Origin of the sequence: Asticcacaulis sp., from assembly GCF_051954415.1 — a bacterium.
In the GTDB taxonomy this organism is placed as follows: Bacteria; Pseudomonadota; Alphaproteobacteria; order Caulobacterales; family Caulobacteraceae; genus Asticcacaulis.
Genome location: NZ_JBQCHT010000023.1, coordinates 62,978 through 80,786 on the forward strand (window position 1 = coordinate 62,978; position 17,809 = coordinate 80,786).

General features: G+C 61.7%; 18 protein-coding genes and 1 pseudogene. 12 read left to right on the top strand and 7 right to left on the bottom strand.

Annotated features, from left to right (window positions below; all coding sequences use genetic code 11):
• Positions 1 to 264 precede the first annotated feature (264 nt).
• From secA to ACTHND_RS08295, 9 genes are all read left to right on the top strand, one after another.
• Positions 265 to 3,153 carry a preprotein translocase subunit SecA gene (gene secA / locus ACTHND_RS08255; protein ID WP_440177470.1) on the top strand — a complete coding sequence of 963 codons (2,889 nt, stop codon included), beginning with the start codon at positions 265 to 267 and terminating at the stop codon, positions 3,151 to 3,153.
• A gap of 33 nt (positions 3,154 to 3,186) precedes the next feature.
• Positions 3,187 to 3,237 carry an SEC-C metal-binding domain-containing protein gene (locus ACTHND_RS08260; protein ID WP_369682527.1) on the top strand — a complete coding sequence of 17 codons (51 nt, stop codon included), beginning with the start codon at positions 3,187 to 3,189 and terminating at the stop codon, positions 3,235 to 3,237.
• A 118-nt stretch (positions 3,238 to 3,355) separates the two neighbouring features.
• Positions 3,356 to 3,406 (top strand): SEC-C metal-binding domain-containing protein, encoded by a 51-nt coding sequence (locus ACTHND_RS08265; RefSeq protein WP_369682527.1) that lies wholly within the window; start codon positions 3,356 to 3,358, stop codon positions 3,404 to 3,406.
• Between the two features lie 212 nt (positions 3,407 to 3,618).
• Positions 3,619 to 4,779, top strand: a complete 1,161-nt coding sequence (locus ACTHND_RS08270) for an FAD-dependent oxidoreductase (protein WP_440177471.1) — start codon at positions 3,619 to 3,621, stop codon at positions 4,777 to 4,779.
• Positions 4,780 to 4,920: 141 nt separating this feature from the next.
• Positions 4,921 to 6,912 (top strand): alpha/beta hydrolase family protein, encoded by a 1,992-nt coding sequence (locus tag ACTHND_RS08275; RefSeq protein WP_440177472.1) that lies wholly within the window; start codon positions 4,921 to 4,923, stop codon positions 6,910 to 6,912.
• 74 nt (positions 6,913 to 6,986) lie between these two features.
• Complete coding sequence (locus tag ACTHND_RS08280) at positions 6,987 to 7,181, top strand: hypothetical protein (protein ID WP_440177473.1); 195 nt, start codon at positions 6,987 to 6,989, stop codon at positions 7,179 to 7,181.
• An 11-nt stretch (positions 7,182 to 7,192) separates the two neighbouring features.
• Complete coding sequence (locus ACTHND_RS08285) at positions 7,193 to 8,062, top strand: SPFH domain-containing protein (protein WP_440177474.1); 870 nt, start codon at positions 7,193 to 7,195, stop codon at positions 8,060 to 8,062.
• A 97-nt stretch (positions 8,063 to 8,159) separates the two neighbouring features.
• On the top strand, positions 8,160 to 8,342 hold the full coding sequence (locus ACTHND_RS08290) for a hypothetical protein (RefSeq protein ID WP_440177475.1): 183 nt from the start codon (positions 8,160 to 8,162) through the stop codon (positions 8,340 to 8,342).
• Positions 8,343 to 8,392: 50 nt separating this feature from the next.
• On the top strand, positions 8,393 to 9,049 hold the full coding sequence (locus ACTHND_RS08295; protein WP_440177476.1) for a glutathione S-transferase family protein: 657 nt from the start codon (positions 8,393 to 8,395) through the stop codon (positions 9,047 to 9,049).
• Here ACTHND_RS08295 and ACTHND_RS08300 read toward each other — a convergent pair.
• Positions 9,046 to 9,420 (bottom strand): DUF2147 domain-containing protein, encoded by a 375-nt coding sequence (locus ACTHND_RS08300; RefSeq protein ID WP_440177477.1) that lies wholly within the window; start codon positions 9,418 to 9,420, stop codon positions 9,046 to 9,048. The genes ACTHND_RS08295 and ACTHND_RS08300 overlap by 4 nt on opposite strands.
• 140 nt (positions 9,421 to 9,560) lie before the next feature.
• Between ACTHND_RS08300 and ACTHND_RS08305 the strand changes: the two genes are divergently transcribed.
• Both ACTHND_RS08305 and ACTHND_RS08310 read left to right on the top strand, forming a co-directional pair.
• Positions 9,561 to 10,355 (top strand): DUF1295 domain-containing protein, encoded by a 795-nt coding sequence (locus ACTHND_RS08305; RefSeq protein WP_440177478.1) that lies wholly within the window; start codon positions 9,561 to 9,563, stop codon positions 10,353 to 10,355.
• The gene (locus ACTHND_RS08310; RefSeq protein WP_440177479.1) at positions 10,352 to 11,371 is read left to right on the top strand and encodes an SAM-dependent methyltransferase; all 1,020 of its coding nucleotides are present in this window, start codon (positions 10,352 to 10,354) and stop codon (positions 11,369 to 11,371) included. Before ACTHND_RS08305 ends, ACTHND_RS08310 begins: the two co-directional genes overlap by 4 nt.
• Positions 11,372 to 11,519: 148 nt before the next feature.
• Here the strand turns inward: ACTHND_RS08310 and ACTHND_RS08315 are convergent, their stop codons facing one another.
• The 3 genes from ACTHND_RS08315 to ACTHND_RS08325 are packed head-to-tail and all read right to left on the bottom strand — an operon-like array spanning position 11,520 to position 14,355.
• Positions 11,520 to 12,656 carry a glycosidase gene (locus ACTHND_RS08315; protein ID WP_440177480.1) on the bottom strand — a complete coding sequence of 379 codons (1,137 nt, stop codon included), beginning with the start codon at positions 12,654 to 12,656 and terminating at the stop codon, positions 11,520 to 11,522.
• On the bottom strand, positions 12,653 to 12,964 hold the full coding sequence (locus ACTHND_RS08320) for a hypothetical protein (protein ID WP_440177481.1): 312 nt from the start codon (positions 12,962 to 12,964) through the stop codon (positions 12,653 to 12,655). The genes ACTHND_RS08315 and ACTHND_RS08320 overlap by 4 nt, the downstream gene beginning before the upstream one ends.
• Positions 12,965 to 13,014: 50 nt before the next feature.
• Positions 13,015 to 14,355, bottom strand: a complete 1,341-nt coding sequence (locus ACTHND_RS08325) for a hypothetical protein (protein ID WP_440177482.1) — start codon at positions 14,353 to 14,355, stop codon at positions 13,015 to 13,017.
• 169 nt (positions 14,356 to 14,524) lie between these two features.
• Between ACTHND_RS08325 and ACTHND_RS08330 the strand changes: the two genes are divergently transcribed.
• Entirely contained in the window at positions 14,525 to 14,950 is a 426-nt protein-coding gene (locus tag ACTHND_RS08330; protein ID WP_440177483.1) for an MAPEG family protein, read from the top strand.
• A gap of 106 nt (positions 14,951 to 15,056) precedes the next feature.
• On the opposite strand, the gene ACTHND_RS08335 is transcribed toward ACTHND_RS08330, so the two are convergent.
• The 3 genes and pseudogenes from ACTHND_RS08335 to ACTHND_RS08345 all read right to left on the bottom strand — a co-directional run.
• Complete coding sequence (locus ACTHND_RS08335; RefSeq protein WP_440177484.1) at positions 15,057 to 16,661, bottom strand: peptide chain release factor 3; 1,605 nt, start codon at positions 16,659 to 16,661, stop codon at positions 15,057 to 15,059.
• Positions 16,662 to 16,858: 197 nt separating this feature from the next.
• On the bottom strand, positions 16,859 to 17,665 hold the full coding sequence (locus ACTHND_RS08340; protein WP_440177485.1) for a hypothetical protein: 807 nt from the start codon (positions 17,663 to 17,665) through the stop codon (positions 16,859 to 16,861).
• A gap of 18 nt (positions 17,666 to 17,683) precedes the next feature.
• Positions 17,684 to 17,809: pseudogene (locus ACTHND_RS08345) on the bottom strand (IS5/IS1182 family transposase); the annotation flags it as partial.

Here is a 17,809-nt window from a genome sequence, read left to right on the forward strand (position 1 = left end):
GAATTTCCCCAAAGTGGCCTTACGACGGTACCGACTCCATGCCGAGATTGACATACATCATTCCGCCGCTTAAGTCAGTGCCCGTGCTTGAAAAGCGCAATTCCGGACCTATTTGACCTGTAAGTCGTTTCAGTCTCGTTACGAACACTACAGATAAATAAGACGTTTTCGCGCCGACTTCACAATTCTCTACATCTGACAGGCTAATCTGGCCCGATTTGAGGCTATTTCAGACTGATACGAAATTCATAGTTAAGGTTTCTCATGCTGGCCATCGCCAAAATGCTTTTCGGCTCCTCAAATGATCGCAAGGTCCGCGGTTACATGGCCCGCGCGCAGAAGATCAGCGCGCTCGAGCCCAAATACAAGGCGATGAGCGATGAGGAACTGCGCGGTCAGACGCAGATTTTCAAGGAGCGCATCGCCAAGGGCGCCTCGCTCGATTCGCTGATGGACGAAGCCTTCGCCGTGGTGCGCGAAGCCGCCTGGCGCTCGATCGGCCAGCGCCATTACGATGTCCAGCTTGTCGGCGGCATGATCCTGCACAAGGGCGGCATCGCCGAAATGCGGACCGGCGAAGGCAAGACCTTGGTGGCCACCGCGCCGGTCTATCTCAATGCCCTGTCGGGCAAGGGCGTCCACCTGATTACGGTCAACGACTACCTGGCCAAGCGTGATGCCGACTTCATGGGCCGCGTCTATCGTTTCCTCGGCCTCACCACCGGCGTCATCGTCCAGGGCCTCTCCCAGGGCCAGCGCAAGCAGGCCTATGGTTCGGACGTCACCTACGGCACCAATAACGAATTCGGCTTCGATTATCTGCGCGACAACCTGGCCTACAGCCGCAACGAAATGGTCCAGCGCGGTCACAACTTCGCTATCGTCGACGAAGTCGACTCGATCCTGATCGACGAGGCCCGCACGCCGCTGATCATTTCCGGCCCGACCGAGGACCGCTCCGAGCTTTACAAGATTCTCAACGCCATCACCCTTGAACTGATCAAGGATCCGGATACGTTCGAGCTGGATGAAAAGCAGCGCCAGGTCCTGCTCTCCGAACTGGGTTCCGAGCGTCTGGAAGAAATGCTGGAGGCCGGCGGCCATCTGGCGGAAGATTCGGCCGGGCTTTACGATCCGGTCAATATCTCGCTGGTCCACCATTCCAACCAGGCCCTGCGCGCCAATACGCTCTACACACTCAACAAGGACTATATCGTCAAGGATGGCGAGATTATCCTGATCGACGAGTTCACCGGCCGCATGATGACGGGCCGCAGGCTCTCAGAAGGTCTGCACCAGGCGATCGAGGCCAAGGAAGGCGTCGATATCCAGCCCGAAAACCAGACCCTGGCCTCGGTGACGATCCAGAACTATTTCCGCATGTACGAAAAGCTTTCGGGCATGACCGGCACGGCCGCCACGGAAGCACAGGAATTTGGCGACATCTACAAGATGGATGTGCTCGAAATCCCGACCAACCGTCCGATCATGCGCGTCGATGACGACGACGAGGTCTACCGCACCGAAGCGGAGAAGTTCAACGCCATCGCCGCCCAGGTCGCCTATTGCTACGTCAAGGGCCAGCCGATCCTGGTCGGCACCGCCTCGATCGAGAAGTCCGACGACCTGTCGAAGTTCCTCAATAATTACAGCTACAAGGTCGAGCAGTCTCGCACCCTGCGCGCCAACTTCGCCAATGCCGATAAGAAGGATATACTGAAGGCCGGCGAAGACGCCTATGATATCGTCTACAAGTCCGGCAAGGGCATTCCGCATAACGTGCTGAACGCCCGCTTCCACGAGCAGGAAGGCGACATCATCGCCGATGCCGGCGTACCGGGCGCGGTCACCATCGCTACCAACATGGCCGGCCGCGGCACCGACATCCAGTTGGGCGGCAATGTCGACATGCGCGTGCAGAAATGGCTGGCCGAACAGGACGCCGCAGGCAATGCCGTCTCGGCCGAGCAGATTCTCGCCAAGAAGACCGAGATCGAAGCCCAGGTCGGCGACCTGAAGCAAAAGGCCCTGGCGGCCGGCGGTCTGTTCGTGCTCGGCACCGAACGCCACGAAAGCCGCCGTATCGACAACCAGCTTCGCGGCCGTACCGGCCGTCAGGGCGACCCCGGCCGCTCGAAATTCTTCCTTAGCTGCGAAGATGACCTGATGCGCATTTTCGCCGGCGACCGCCTGAATGCGATGATGAAATCGCTGGGCGTCGAGGAAGGCGAGGCCATCACGCACAAGCTGCTGAACGGGGCCATCGCCACGGCGCAAAAGCGCGTGGAACAGCGTAACTACGAAATCCGCAAGAACCTGCTGAAGTACGACGATGTGGTCAATGACCAGCGCAAGGCCGTCTTCGAGCAGCGCCAGGACTTCATGGATTCGGATGACCTCAGCGAACTGATCGGCGAATTCCGCACCGATACGATCCACGACCTGGTCGAGCGCCACATGCCGCCCAAGGCCTATGCCGAAAAGTGGGAAATTCCGGAGCTGAAGGAAGCTATCCTCAACCTGACCGGGCTCGATTTGCCGCTGGAAGAATGGGCGCAGGAAGAGGGCATCGCCAACGAGGAATTCGAGGAACGCATCCAGACCCTGGCCGCCGAGAAGATGGAGGAGCGTCTGCGCCTGCTCGGCGACGACCAGATGAAGGCGCTGGAAAAGCAGTTCCTGCTGCAAATGATCGACATGCACTGGCGCGAGCACCTGATGCACCTCGATCACCTGCGCGCCGTCATCGGCCTGCGCGGCTACGGCCAGCGCGATCCGCTGAACGAATACAAGACCGAAGCCTTCACCCTGTTCGAGACCCTGCTGGTCAATCTGCGCCACTCGGTCACGCGCTGGCTGATGACCATGGAAATCCGTTTTGAGGCATTCCCGGAACAATTGGCCGAAGCCGAACCGATGCCGTTCGCGCCTTCCCTGCCCCAGCAGCGCCGGGCCTTCGAGGAAGTCCATCTCGATCCGCTGACCGGCCACAATGAGCGCGCCGCCAGACTGACCGACGACCTGACCCCGGAACAACGCGCCGCCCTGCCGCCCCAGGCCCTGCCGGCCGGCTGGGAAAACACCTCGCGCAACGGCCTGTGTCCTTGCGGCTCAGGCGCCAAGTTCAAGCATTGCCACGGTACGCTGGTCTGAGCCGCAAGTTTTTAGCCAGACGGGCTTCGCCCTTTGGGCGGCTCAGGTGCCAAGTTCAAGCATTGCCACGGTACGCTCGTCTGACCCGCAAATTTTTAGCCAGACGGGCTTCGCCCTTTGGGCGGCTCAGGCGCCAAGTTCAAGCACGTGCCACGGCACGCTCGTCTGAGCCGCAAATTTTTAGCCAGACGGGCTTCGCCCTTTGGGCGGCTCAGGTGCCAAGTTCAAGCACTGCCACGGTACGCTGGTTTAAAGCGATCATCCTCCACCTTATACCTCCCCGGCTTGCCGCGAAGGGGGACTGCGCCAGTCTTCATGGCGTGGTGGTGGGTTTGTTGCTTCGACCCAATACCACAACATCTAGCTGGTCATTTTTTTGTGACCATTCCCTATCCCATAGTCCTTGGGCTTGTCGCCGCATGATACCGTCGTATAGGGTGCCGGCGCTTACAGATGGGGGAGCCTATGGCCAGAACGACCGACCGACGTACGCTTATCCGCACCGGCCTGGCCGCCGCCGTGCTGACCCCGCTAACGGCGCCCCGAATAGCCCTGGCGGCCGAGCCGCCGCTGATCCCGATCCGCACCGATCCGGCGCAGGTGTTCCGCACCACGGTCTGCCTGCGCCCCTTCCGCGCCGCCGGTCCGCGCATCGAAAGCGAAACCGTCGGGCGCAAACAGGTCATCCATAATTACGGCCATGGCGGCAGCGGCTGGTCGCTCTCCTGGGGCTCGGCCGCAGAAGCCGTCTGGCTGGCCATGCAGTCCTCGCCAAAAAAGATTGCCGTCATCGGCGCCGGTGCGCTCGGCCTGACCGCCGCCATCACCGCCCAGCGCGCCGGGGCCGAGGTCACCATCTATGCGAAGGAGCGCTTTCCGTTTGTCCGCTCGGCGCGCGCCACCGGCATCTGGTCGCCGGATTCGCGCGTGGCACAAACCGCCGCCATGCCGGCCGATTTCCCCGTCCGCTGGGAACGCATGGCGCGCATCGCCGCCGCCCTGCACGAAAGCTATGTCGGCAGCGCCGGCAATCCGGTGGAATGGATCGATTACTACATCCTGCGCAATCCGGAACCGGAAACCCAGCCGGCCGCCCCTGAACCCACTGACACTTTTGATCCCGGTTTTGCCTCTCTGAACGACCGCCTTCAGGGCCTGATGCCGCACTCCGGCCCCGTGGCACCGGAAACCGCGCCGTTTGCCGCCGCGCAGGTGCGGCGCGCCGCCAACCTCTCCTTCAATATCGCCGATTACGGTCGCCAGCTTGAGACTGATTTCCTGCTGGCCGGCGGGCGTTTTGAATACATGGAATTTCATGAGCCGTCCGATCTCTCCAGACTGAAGGAAAAGGTCGCCATCAACTGCACCGGCTACGGCGCCCGCGCCCTGTGGCGCGATGAAAGCGTCATTCCCATCCGCGGCCAGATCGTCTGGCTGACCCCGCAGCAAGGCGTCCACTACGGTTTCTATCATGAGGGTGTCGGCGTCCTGGCCCGTCGTGACGGCATAGTGGTGCAGGACTTCGGCCCAGACGAAGCTTTCGGCTGGAACGATGCCAATGAAACCGCCGATCCGGCAGCCGCCCAGGCGACACTTGAAAAATTGAAGACAGTCTACAGGGAATAGCGGACAGTTCATTTTTGCCGCAGGGCGCTATAGTCCGGTCAATGATCACCATCATGGATTGCATCGGGATGCGGAATAGCATACCCTTTGTCCATAACCTGCCACGCAGATCGAGCAGGACATTTTCCGGGGGGGATCCATATGGCATCACACAGCCAGATTTCACGTCGTTTTTTTGTTACGGCCCTGGGTGGCGTTTCGACGCTCAGCCTGTGGAACCGGGCGCTTGCCCAAACAACTGGCGCCACTCCTGCGCCGCCACCGCTTACCGTCTATGGCAAGCTGCCCGCCGTCGAAAAGGTGGCCTTGTCACCGGATGCCAAACGCATCGCCATGATCATGGAAAAGAACGGGGAACGTATTGTTTTCGATTACGACCTGACCACCGGCAAGGCCGCTGCCGCCGCGATCGCCGGTGACAAGCTGCGGGAAGTCATGTGGGCGGACAACAGCCATATCCTGGTCGTCACCTCGAATACCGAAATCTATTACGGCAGCAAGTATGAGCAGTCCTACGGCCTGGTGCTTGACGTGCCGGCCGGCAAACGCATCCAGCTCTATGCCAATGTGACCGGCGTCCCCACCTCCATTGTTACCGGCGACTTTTACCGGATCAAGGCGGAAGACGGCTATCGCATCACCGCCTCCGGTTTAAAACGCCCGGAAGGCATAGGCACGGCGGATGGCGGCAGTACCGCCACCGAGACCATTGACCGCTGCCTTTACGCCTTCGGCACCACGACCGGCCGCGGCTTCAAGCTCGACGTCGATTCGCGGCCAGTGCAGAACTGGATCGTCCGCGCCGACGGCACGGTGGCCGCCAAGAGCGTGTATGATGACGACACCAAGAAATGGACGGTCAGCGTAAAAGGCGACAAGGGCTGGCAGACCCTGCTCAGTGTCGACGCCAAATATGACATGCCGGGCCTGTGGGGCCTGGGACGCACGGCGCAATCGGTCCTGATCAAGTTCAACAGCGGCGAAGATACCGGCCGTTTCTTCGAATACGACTTCAGCGGCAACCGCACGCCTCTGGACCTCAAGGGCAGCGACAACTACCCGATCTACCATCCGCAGACCTATCTGCTGGCCGGCTTCGGCAACAGCGGCTCGATCGAGACCTGGACCTTCTACGACGCGGTGATGAAGCGTCTGCCGGCCCTGATCACCGACGCCCTGCCCGGCCAGCTCAACCAGATGCTTGCCTTTGCCGAGGATCCACGCAAGGTGCTGGTATTCACCGAGGGTGCAGGCGATGCCGGCACCTATTATTTCTTCGATTTCACCACCGGCGATTTCAAGGAGATCGGCTCCGCCTATCCCGACCTGCCCGGCGATTGGGTGGCACAGAAAACCTATATCCAGTATAAGGCCGCCGACGGTTTGGACATCCCCGCCTGGGTCACCCTGCCGCCGCACCGCGAGGCGAAAAACTGCCCGCTTGTCGTCCTGCCGCATGGTGGTCCGGAAGCCTTTGACGCCGGGGACTTCGACTGGATATCCCAGGCCATCGCCTCGCGCGGCTATGTCGTGCTCCAGCCCAATTACCGCGGTTCAGCCGGCTACGGGAAGGACTACACCGCGAAGGGCTATGGCGAATTCGGCCGCAAGATGCAGACTGACCTGTCCGATGGCGTAGCATATCTGGCAAAGGAAGGCATGGTCGATCCGAAGCGGGTCGCCATCGCCGGCGGCTCCTATGGCGGCTATGCGGCCCTGGCCGGGGTTTCCCTGCAAACGGGCGTCTATAACTGCGCCGTGTCGATCTCCGGCCTGTCGAACCTCAAGACCTTCCTCGACTACCGCCGTGAGCGCGAGGGCTTCGATGGCGACAGCTACGGCATGTTGTACTGGAAGCGGTTCATGGGCGATGACAGCCGGCTGGCGGAAATCTCCCCGCTCAGCCATGTGGCCGATATTACCGTGCCGGTCATGCTGATCCACGGCAAGGACGATGTGGTCGTGCCGTTCGATCAGAGCCAGCAGATTTATGATGCCCTGAAACGCGCCGGCAAGGATGTCGAACTGGTGGCAACCGACCACGAGGACCACTGGCTGTCACGCGAGGCGTCACGCGTCCAGACCCTCGAAGCCATGATGGGCTTCCTGCTGAAGCATAATCCGCCGGCGTAATTTCCCCCGACCGAAACAAGTGGACCTGCCGCGCCAAAAGTGATATCACTTTGATATAACTTTTGGAGGGTGACATGACCGATGACAGCAGGCCCCTGAGCGAACTGGTGGCGCAGGGCTGGGAGATTCTGAACTACAGTTCTGCGCACGACCCCAACGGCGTGGTCGTGGAAAATTTCCTTCTGCGCAAACAGAAGACGCACCGCATCCTCAGCATACGGCCGAAGGTGCTCGGCAAGGGATTTGTCGTCAAGGAAATGGATGTTTAAGGGAGGCTGAGATGAACGATCAACCGATAAACAGTACCCGCGAACGCTCCGGCGAAAGCGGCAATGGCGGCGTGATGCTGCTGGTCTTCCTGGCGCTCGTGGCGGCGACCGTCATCGCCGCCGTCATGCGGATGCCGCTGTGGGCCATACCCCCGGCCCTGACGGCGCTCTTCCTGCTGATGGGCTTCTACACCGTCCAGCCCAACCAGACCGTGGCGCTCACCGTCTTCGGTAATTACAAGGGCAGCGACCGCAACACAGGCCTGCGCTGGGTGCCTTTCTGGTACGGTCGCCGCAAGGTGTCCCTGCGCGTCCGCAACGTCACCAGCGAAGCCCTGAAGGTCAATGACCAGCGCGGTAATCCGATCGAGATCGCCGCCAATATCGTCTGGCACGTCGCGGATTCGGCGCAGGCTTTGTTCGATGTCGATGACTATGCCGCCTTCGTCAATATCCAGATCGAGACAGCCCTGCGCGAAACGGCGCGCCAGTATGCCTACGATCACGCCGATGACGGCCAGCCAACCTTGCGCGATGACGCCGATATCGTCGGCGCCCGGCTGAAAGAGGATTTGCAGGCGCGCGTGGCGGTGGCCGGCGTGGCGGTCGATGAAGCCCACCTGATGCACCTGGCCTATGCGCCGGAAATCGCCGGCGCCATGCTCAAGCGCCAGCAGGCCGAGGCAGTGATTGCCGCCCGCCAGAAGATCGTCGCCGGCGCCGTCGGCATGGTCGAAATGGCCCTGGAGCAGTTGTCGCAGCGCGGCGTCGTTGATCTCGACGAGGAGCGCAAGGCGTCGATGGTGTCAAACCTGCTGGTCGTGCTGTGCGCCGATCGGGAAGTCCAGCCGGTGGTCAATACCGGCACACTTTACGGCTAGAGCATAGATCCGACTGAATCGGATCTATGCTCTAGCTCTTTACTTTGACGCACTTTTTAATCCGAAAAGTGCGTCACACTTTTCGGAAAGTGCTCTGATGGCCTCGCCCGGCAAGAAAGCCTATCCCCTGCGACTGCCGCCGGACGTCCTGGCGGCAGTCGAGCGCCTGGCCGCGTCCGAACTACGCTCGACCAATGCCCAGCTTGAAATGCTGCTGCGCGAGGCCCTGGCCCGGCGCAGCATCCGCCTGACGCCACCGGGAGCGGATGACGGCGATTGACTTGATCCTCATGGCGCGCCTTAATCGGTACACCAATCCGGAGCCTGCCGATGCCGCCCGTCATTACCGCTTTTGAACGTTCACCCGATGGCGGCCGTGGCCTGGCCCGCGATACCCGCGTGCGCTGGGCGCTGGAGGAAACCGGCCAGCCCTATGAGGTCCGTCATCTCTCCTTCGAGACCATGAAGCAGCCCGCGCACCTGGCGCGGCACCCTTTCGGCCAGATTCCCACCTATGAGTGCGGCGACCTTGTCCTGTTTGAGACCGGATCGATCGTCCTCCATATTGCCGAACAGCATCCCGGCCTGCTGCCACAGGATGCAAATGGTCGGGCACGAGCCATCACCTGGATGTTCGCCGCGACCAATACGGTGGAGCCGCCGATCCTTGACCTGGTGACCGCCCGGATTATCGAACGCGACAAGCCCTGGGCCGAGGCACGCCTGCCACTGGTCCAGGACCGCATCCGTGACCGGTTGAAGCCGCCGTCTGCCCGCCTGGGCGACGATGAGTGGCTAGACGGCGCCTTCAGCGCGGGCGACCTGATGATGGTGTCGGTCCTGCTGAGGCTGCGGCCATCGGGCCTGCTGGACGAGTTCCCAAACCTCGCCGCCTATGTGGCGCGCGGCGAGTCCCGGCCCGCCTACCAGCGGGCGTTCGCGGCACAAAAAGCGGATTTCGAGCGCGCACCCGGAAAGTCCGCTTAGCTCTCAATTCGTGTCCAGTCGACGCCCTTGCAGATCAAGCCACCCAGCACACAGCCGGTCGTCGTCATGGTGTTTTCGGCCACCTGCATCTTCAGCCGGTAATGCAGGCGGCGCTGCGGATCGTAAGCCTTGCCGGTCCACTTGCCGTCGCCCTGGTCGGTGATCGTCATCACCAGGCGGTCGCCGGTTTTTTCATCCTTCGTGCCCGGTCGAATCCAGGTATTGACGGCGCATATGTCCTCGCCGCACGGCGCGATGCGCACCCGCGCCTTGCCGTCGCCACGCGCCCAGTCGCCCTGCGGCGACATAGCATATGCAGAAGGGGTAAAGCCCGCCAAGACGAGCCCGGCCATCAGGATTATCAGTCGCATGGATCGCTCCGATTTTAGCCAGCCATGAACAGAATACGCACGCAACCGCGCACCGGATCAGGCGGCGATTTTTTCAACCTCCGGCGTGAACCGATGGCACGCGCCCTCCGTAAGCCATGGCAGGTCACACGGAAATGCCCATGCCCCTGTCCTCCAATATTATCGTCCTGATCGGCCTCGCCGCCGGCATAAGCCTCATCATGATGGCGGCCACAGCCGTGCAATTGCTGACCGGCAAGAGCGGCTGGATCGACACCCTCTGGACCTTCGCGGTCGGCGCCGGCGGGATCGCGGCGGCCCTGCTGCCGGCCGAAGGCGCCAATGACCTGCGCCGCCTCTGCCTCGGCGTGCTGGTCGCAGTCTGGGCCTTGCGGCTGGGCCTGCATATCGCCGCGCGCACTCATGAAGGCGAGGACGATCCGCGCTACGCCGCCATAAAGGCCGATCATCCGAAGGACTGGCCGGTCTATCTCTTCGGCATGTTGCAGGCGCAGGCGATCGCCGCCTTTGTCCTGGTGATGGCCGTGCGCTTCGCCGCCATCAGTCCGGCGCCCTTCCCGGCCGTCACAGACCTGATCGGCATCGTCATTCTGCTCATCGCCTTCATTGGCGAAGGCGTGGCCGATGCCCAACTCCGCGCCTTTGGCAAGACACACAAAAAAGCGGTGGCCAATATCGGCCTGTGGCGCTGGTCGCGCCATCCGAACTATTTCTTCGAGTGGCTGGGCTGGTGCGGCTGGGCAGTGATCGCCCTGTCCGGTCCGTTCGGCTGGCTGGCCATGCTGGCGCCGGTCCAGATGTATATCCTGCTCGTTTATGTCTCCGGCATTCCGCCGCTCGAAAAGCACATGCGCGAAACGCGCGGCCAGGCATTCGATGACTACGCCGCCCGCACCTCAGCCTTCTTTCCCTTACCCCCAAAGAGCCGATCATGAACCTCGCTACCACGCTTGCCGAACGCGCCCCCCTGCCGAACGCCGTGACCCTGGCCGCCATCGATTTCCTGGTCGGCCGCAGCAAACGAAAGATCGCGCAATCCGCCCCCCCGGAAGAGGCGTTCGTGGCCGCCATGAACGACTATCCGATCGCCGTCCATGCCGAGGCCGCCAATGCCCAGCACTATGAAATCCCCGACCGCTTCTTCGGCTATATCCTGGGGGCGCGGCGCAAATATTCCTGCTGCCTCTACCCGTCGGACAACACCACTCTCGACGAGGCCGAGGTCCTGGCCCTGGAAGAGACCTGCCGCCACGCCGACCTGAAGGACGGCCAGACCATCCTCGAGCTGGGCTGCGGCTGGGGCTCGCTGTCGCTTTACATGGCCGAAACCTATCCGAATGCCCGCATCATTTCGGTCTCCAATTCGCATTCCCAGCGCGACTATATCGAGCGCCAGGCGATCCTGCGCAAACTGACCAACCTGACGGTCCTCACCGCCGACATGAACGATTTCACCACGCACCTGATGTTTGACCGCATCGTCAGCGTCGAGATGTTCGAACACATGTCGAACTGGCGCGAACTGCTGGCGCGCGCCCGCACCTGGCTGAAAGCGAACGGCGCCCTGTTCCTGCACGTCTTCACCTCGAAGGCCCATTCCTATCGTTTCAATCATGAGGCCGACGCTGATGACTGGATCGGCAAATACTTCTTCACCGGCGGGATCATGCCGGCGCAGGATCTGCCGCATCGCTTCCCCGACCTGTTCACGGTCGAGGCCGAATGGCGCTGGTCGGGCGAAAATTACCGCCGCACCGCCATGGACTGGCTGGAGAATTTCGATGCCAGCCAGGCGCAGATCGAACCGATATTGAAATCCGTCTATGGCAAGGACGCCCATATCTGGCGCCGGCGCTGGCGGCTGTTCTTCCTGGCCACCGCCGGGCTGTGGGGCCATGCCGGCGGTTCGGAATGGGGTGTTGGGCATTATCGGCTAAGGCCGGTGAGTTAGCTTAAAAAATCTCCCCCTCTTGGAGGGGGAGCTTGGAAATTGCGGCACGCGATTTTCAAGAGGGGGTAAGGTTACACGCGCCGTATTTACCCCCTCTCCCCTTCATCGCAAGCGATGAAGCGAAGCTCCCCTCCAAGAGGGGGAGACCTTAAGCTTCCGCTGCCTCCTCAGCAAAAACCGACTTCGGAACATGGGTGATCCGGCAAGCCAGGTCGCCCTCACCCGACGCCACGATGTAATGGTCACCGCCATCAACCATCCCGGTGGTAAACACCACGTCGCGGATATAGACCTGGTCCTCGATCGAATGGGTCAGGTCCGCATTCGCCTCGATTAGCGGCGCATGACTGGTGCGGATGATCCGGCCCGGATCGTCCCTGTCCAGCAGCGACCAGTAGGTGCGGTAAATGCCGATAATCTCCTTCGGCTCGACACCATGCCACAGGCTGAGCCAGCCATCGGCGGTAAGGATCGGAGGAGCGCCGCCGCCCATGCGCGCCGTCGCCACAGTGCCCGAATGCGGCCTTATCCCCGGCTTGCGGCAGGGCTTCCAATAGAGCCCGTCCTTCGACGTGGCGAGGTTGATCGAAGGCCCGGCGCGCCAGTTACTGCCCGGCGGATAGGCGAAATAGAGATCACCGAGCGGCCGCGTCTGCGCCCAGTATTCGCCGTTGATCCGCCCCTCGAAGATCAGCATGTCCTTGTTCTGGTGATCGAGCAAAATATCCTCGAACACCCAGTCGAGACCATTCTGAGAACTATACAGCGTGGTCGATTGCCGCTCCGGGCTGATCGAACAGGTCGTCATCAGGAAGCGCCCGTCCACCCGCGATATGCGCGGGTCTTCTATGCCGTAACATTGCAGGCTGTTTCCCGGCGCCACCGCCTTTTCATAGTGCATGGCCACCACAGAGAGCCCATCCGGCGACAGCTCGACCGGCAGGAGCCACGAAAGCGAGGTCAGGGCGATGATCCGCCATCCGCCGCCGCGCAGCTTGAAGACGCGCGGATCGGCGGTATCGACCAGGTCCAGCGGCCAGGGATCGAGGCCATACCGGCCCTCATCCCAGCGGATGGAATGGACATGATTATCGAAGATCGGCGTCCGCAGCGCTTCGGCGACGCGTACCATCAGCAGCAGATTGCCATTGGCCAGCCGGGTCAGGCCGGGATTAAAGGCGCCCAGCACATAGGTTTCGGCCTTTAAATGCCCGGCCAGGGGCGAGCGCGACAGGTCGATATCGTCCGGCGTCAGGATCAGCCGGTCAATGTCGTATCGGCTCACCGCACCGGTCCCGTATCATCCGCGATCGGGGTTTCACGCTCACCGGCGAGCAGGTCTTCGTCCGTGTCATGCACCGCCACAGCACCCGCTTCCGGCATGTCGGCGGCATCGATATCGAGCGCGGCGCCGCTGTGCACATGGTGGGCATCGTCAATGCCGGTCGGCACATATTCCGAACCGTGCCGTTCGCGGTTTTCCGGCGTAAACGGCAGGCCGGCGGCATCGGTCAGGGTGGTTTCACCGGGCTTCAGCACGCTGTCGCGCGCCAGCCCTTTCGAGGTCGTTACGATCATGATCATGTCCTCCATGGCGCCCCGCCGGAATCTTCCGGCAAAAGCGCATCAAGGGACAATATGTTTTACGCCTGTTCGCGCACGCGATCGAGCTGGGCCTGCGCGCCCTTCGAGAGGCTTTTCAGGTGCTGCTCGTCGAAGATTTCCAGCGCCGCTTCCAGCGCATAGGCCGCTTCGGTGCGTTCCATCATGAAACCGGTGATATCGCCGCGCGCCACATAGAGCCGCGCCAGATTGGTTTGCAGGATCGCCCAGCCGACCGGATCATGCTCCGGCTTGCAGGCGCGCAGTTCGGCCTTGAAATCGGCTTCGGCCTGATCGAGCGACTGGAGATCGCCCTTCAGTTCGGCGTGCTTGGCCAGACAGGCGGCGCGGTTGTTGATCAGTTGCCCGCGCAGCGACAGGCCCTTTTGCAGCGGCCGCTTCAGCGCTAGGTCATAGACCTGCATGGCCTTTTCATAGATCTGCTGGTTGAGCGTCAGTTCGGCCAGGGCCTGCAACCCCATGGCCAGGGCCTGCTTGTGCGCCACCCAGTCAAGCGGCGAATGCTCGAAATCAACCGGCTCGTCCTCTGTGCTGAGCAGTGAAATGCCTTCCGAGATCACCCCCGGATTGCCCTCGATCTCGCCCTTCCATACCATGGCCATACCCAGGCGCAGATTGACGCGCGACCACGTCACCGGCTCATAGGCCGGATCGAAGCGCGCCTGAAGCGCCTCGAAATCCTTGATCACCGCCGCCATCAGCGCGGAATCGCAGCGGTCGAGCCCCACCAGGGTCAAGAGGTCAGCACGTTCATAGCGGGCCTGCGCCGCCTCGATCTTGTCGGCGGCGGCATGGGTCTGCTGCACGCGCTTGTCGGCGCGCTCGACGGCGCGATCGATATGCGACATGGCCAGCAGGGCCAGTTCTAGGTCTTCGCCGACGCCCTGTTTCACCGCCAGACGGGCGGCCAGTTGCGCCTCCACGCGGTTGAAACGGGCACGAATGGCTTCATCGTCCTGGATGGCGGCGCGGCCCCCGGCCAGCAGCTCCTCGGCGGAATTCAGCAGGTCGTGGGTTTCATAGAGATCGGAAGACAGGATGCAGGTCTGCGCCTGTTCCAGCGCGGCAATGGCGGCCTCGGCGGCCGTCTTGGCTTCCTTGCCGGCGTTTTCGGCGGCGGAGGCGGCGCGGCGCAGCGCCACCGGATCACCCGTGCGGCGGCCATATTCGCGCCAGACCTGGGCGGCTTCGAGATAGGGCGCGAAGCGGTTCTTGGTCGAGACGCGGCCACCTTCGATATCGAGCTGGCGGCCTTGCGTGATCAGCAGTTGCAGGTTCATCAGTTCGTAAAGACTGGGATCGGCATCGACCCGGCCGTGGTTACGAAAAATGCGCCTCAGTTCACGGCCAAATTCAAACATCGCTTGTCCATCGCGTCCGAAGCGAAAAGCGTATCAGGACGATACGCTCCGTTCGGCGTTTTATGGACAATTGCAAAGGCAGTGCCGAAGGGAACGGTTATCCACGATTTACGGCCGGCATGGCCAAACAGGGCAAATACCGGCAGAATAGACTGAAAGGAGATTGCCAATGACCGAAGCCGGAAAAGGGATGCTGGCCGCCATACTGGCCATGGGCGTCCTGCATTTCACCATGATGATGTGGCTTTATATGTCCCGAATGCGGGCCTTCAAACAGGCTGGCGTGACGCCGGATACCGCGACCTATTCCACCATGCGGAAGCTGCCGGACTGGGCGCTCAATCCGGCCGCCAACTACAATAACCTGACCGAAGCCCCGCCGCTTTTCTATGCCGTGGTCATCGTGATCGTGCTGCTGGGCCAGGCGGACCCGATCAATGTCGCCCTGGCCTGGCTTTATGTCGGCATCCGCGTGGCGCATTCGCTGTGGCAGTCACTGGTCAACAGAATCAGCATACGGATGACGCTGTTCGCAGCTTCGTGGTTTGTGCTCGGCGCGCTGATTGTAAGAAGCGGGTGGCAGATGGCGAGTTAATCTCCTCCCTACGAAGTGGGGAGGGGGACCGCGAAGCGGTGGAGGGGCGCCCCTCCGTCATTTGCGACGCAAATGCCACCTCCCCATTTAAGAAATGGGGAGGAGTTTAGCCCCGCTCTTTCGTCCGCTGGAAACTCACATCCGGGAAGCGCTCAGCGACATAATTGATCTCCCAGCCCGACTTGCCGAGAAAAACCGGGGCCTCATCGATATCCGTCCCCATCTGCGCACGGTACTTCGAGGCAAAGTCCTCGATCTTGGCCGCGTCTCCGCCAAGCCAGCGCGCTTCGGCATAGGGCGACGGCTCGAACACGCATTCCAGGCCGTATTCATTGGCCAGGCGGTCGGCCATGACCTCGAACTGGAGCTGCCCCACGGCGCCGACGATGAAGTCCGAGCCGATCGACGGGCGGAACAACTGCGTCACGCCTTCTTCGGCCAGGCTCTCCAGCGCCTTTTTCAGATGCTTGGCCTTGAGCGGATCTTTCACGCGCACGCGCTGGAGGATTTCCGGCGCGAAGTTCGGCAGGCCGGCGAAGCGGATCGTGCCGCTTTCCGACAATGAGTCACCCACGCGCAATACGCCGTGGTTCGGAATGCCGATGACATCGCCGCCAAAGGCATCCTCAGCCAGTTCGCGGTCCGACGCGAAGAACATGATCGGCGCATTGACGGAAAGCTGCTTGCCGGTGTTCTGCACCTTCAGCTTCATGCCGCGCTGGAACTTGCCCGAGGTCAGTTTCAGCATGGCGATTCGGTCGCGGTGGTTCGGGTCCATATTGGCCTGGACCTTAAAAACGAAGCCGGTGACTTCCTTTTCTGTCGGGCTGACCACCGTATCGACGCCAGCCTTGGTCGCCTTGACCGTCTTTGGCGGCGGCGCGAAACCGCCGATCGCTTCCAGAAGCTGGTTGACGCCGTAGTGGCGCAAGGCCGAGCCGAAGATCACCGGCGTCATATGGCCTTCGAGGAATGATTCCTCGTCGAACGACTTGAAACCACCCTGGATCAGTTCGGCGGTATCCGTCAGTTCCGCGCGTTCATCGGCCGAGAGCCAGCCCTTAGCGACGGCCTCGTCGAGCGGCGCCGGACCTTCGTGGCCCTGGTCATATTCGGCGCCGGAGTCGCGCTTGGTGAAGGGATAAAACAGGCCGGTCTTCAGCTCCAGCATCCCACGGAACCGATTGCCCGAACCGGCCGGCCAGTAGAGCGGTGACGGGTCGAGTTGCAGCTTGGCGGCCACCTCATCGAGCAGGGCCAGGGCGTCTTCGGCCTCGCGGTCCATCTTGTTGATGAAGGTGATGATGGGGATATCGCGCAGGCGGCACACTTCGAACAGCTTGAGGGTCTGCGGCTCGATGCCCTTGGCGGCGTCGAGCACCATGACGGCGGCATCGGCGGCGGTCAGCGTGCGGTAGGTGTCTTCCGAAAAGTCTTCGTGGCCCGGCGTATCGAGCAGGTTGAACATCTTGCCGTCGTGCTCGAAGGTCATGACCGAGGAAGAAACCGAGATGCCGCGTTCCTTTTCGATCTTCATCCAGTCGGAGCGCGTGCGGCGGTTTTCACCACGGGCCCGCACCTGGCCGGCGGCGCGGATCGATCCGCCGGCCAGCAGCAGGTGCTCGGTCAGGGTGGTCTTACCGGCGTCCGGGTGCGAGATGATGGCGAAGGTGCGCCGGCGTGGGGCTTCGGTTTCGGGGGTGTTTGACATGGCCGGAGGCGTTAGCGGTTTGGGGGATAAAAGTCAAAGTAAGAAACCCCACCACCGCATCTAGCGCTGACGCGCGTCGTGCGGTCCCCCTCCCCGGCATAGCCGGGGAGGTATAAGAAAGCTCATTCCTCAATTATACCTCCCCAGTTTTACTGGGGAGGGGGACCACAAGCGAAGCGAAGTGGTGGTGGGGTTTCTTACTTTTTCACACGCCGCCAGAACAGCAACGCCAGCAATCCCAACCACAACACCAGCATCCCTTGCGCAAAGACATTGCCAATACGGCTGTAGAGCGTGTGACCACGCCCGGTAGGCAGGTCGCCGATCAGCATGGCCGGGGCATTGATCGTAGGCTTTTCCGCGACGATGCGGCCGTGGGCGTCGCTCAGGGTCATCAGTCCCTGCGAGGCTGAACGGGCCACGGCAAAGCCGTTCTCGACGCCGCGCACCACCGCCATGCGGCCATGCAGATAACGGTCGCGGTCAAAATCCCACGCCGGCACCAGCATCAGCCCAACATCGCGCTGGCCATAGAGGCGCAGGTCCGGCGCGAAATCCATGTCTTTGCAGATGGCGACGCCGGCGGACTGACCGTTGACTTGCGTGGTCAGTTCGTCATGACCCGGACGGTATTCGGCTTCCAGTCCCGGCACCATGCGTTTCTTGAAATAGAGGCGGGTCTGCGCGCCTTGATAGAGGGCGGCGATGTTCTTTACCCGACCATCAAGCCCGGCGACGATGATGCTGTCTGAGGTGAGCACCGTGCCGGTAGCCAGCATCTTTTCCGGCAGGACAATAGCAGCGGGCTTTTGCCTGCCGGCCTCGGCGATCTGCGCGGTGAAGGCGGCGGTGATTTCGCCATTGGCTTCGGGATGGTTGTAGATCCGCCCGGCGAAGCGGTCGTCGCTCAGCAAGGCGATCTTCAATGATGGCCCCTGCGGTTGCGACAACTGCCAGGCGCCAAAGAGCAGCGCCGCGATGACCGGCACACCCCATGCGGCCAAGGCAATTAGGCCGTAGACTCATAACGCTTTGATCCAGATTCTGGTGGCGACGATCTTTACGGCTGCCAGAAAATTCAGAGGGTTTTTGTCGTAGCGAGTGGCAATACCTCTGAATTGCTTGAGTTTATTGAAGAAGCGTTCGAC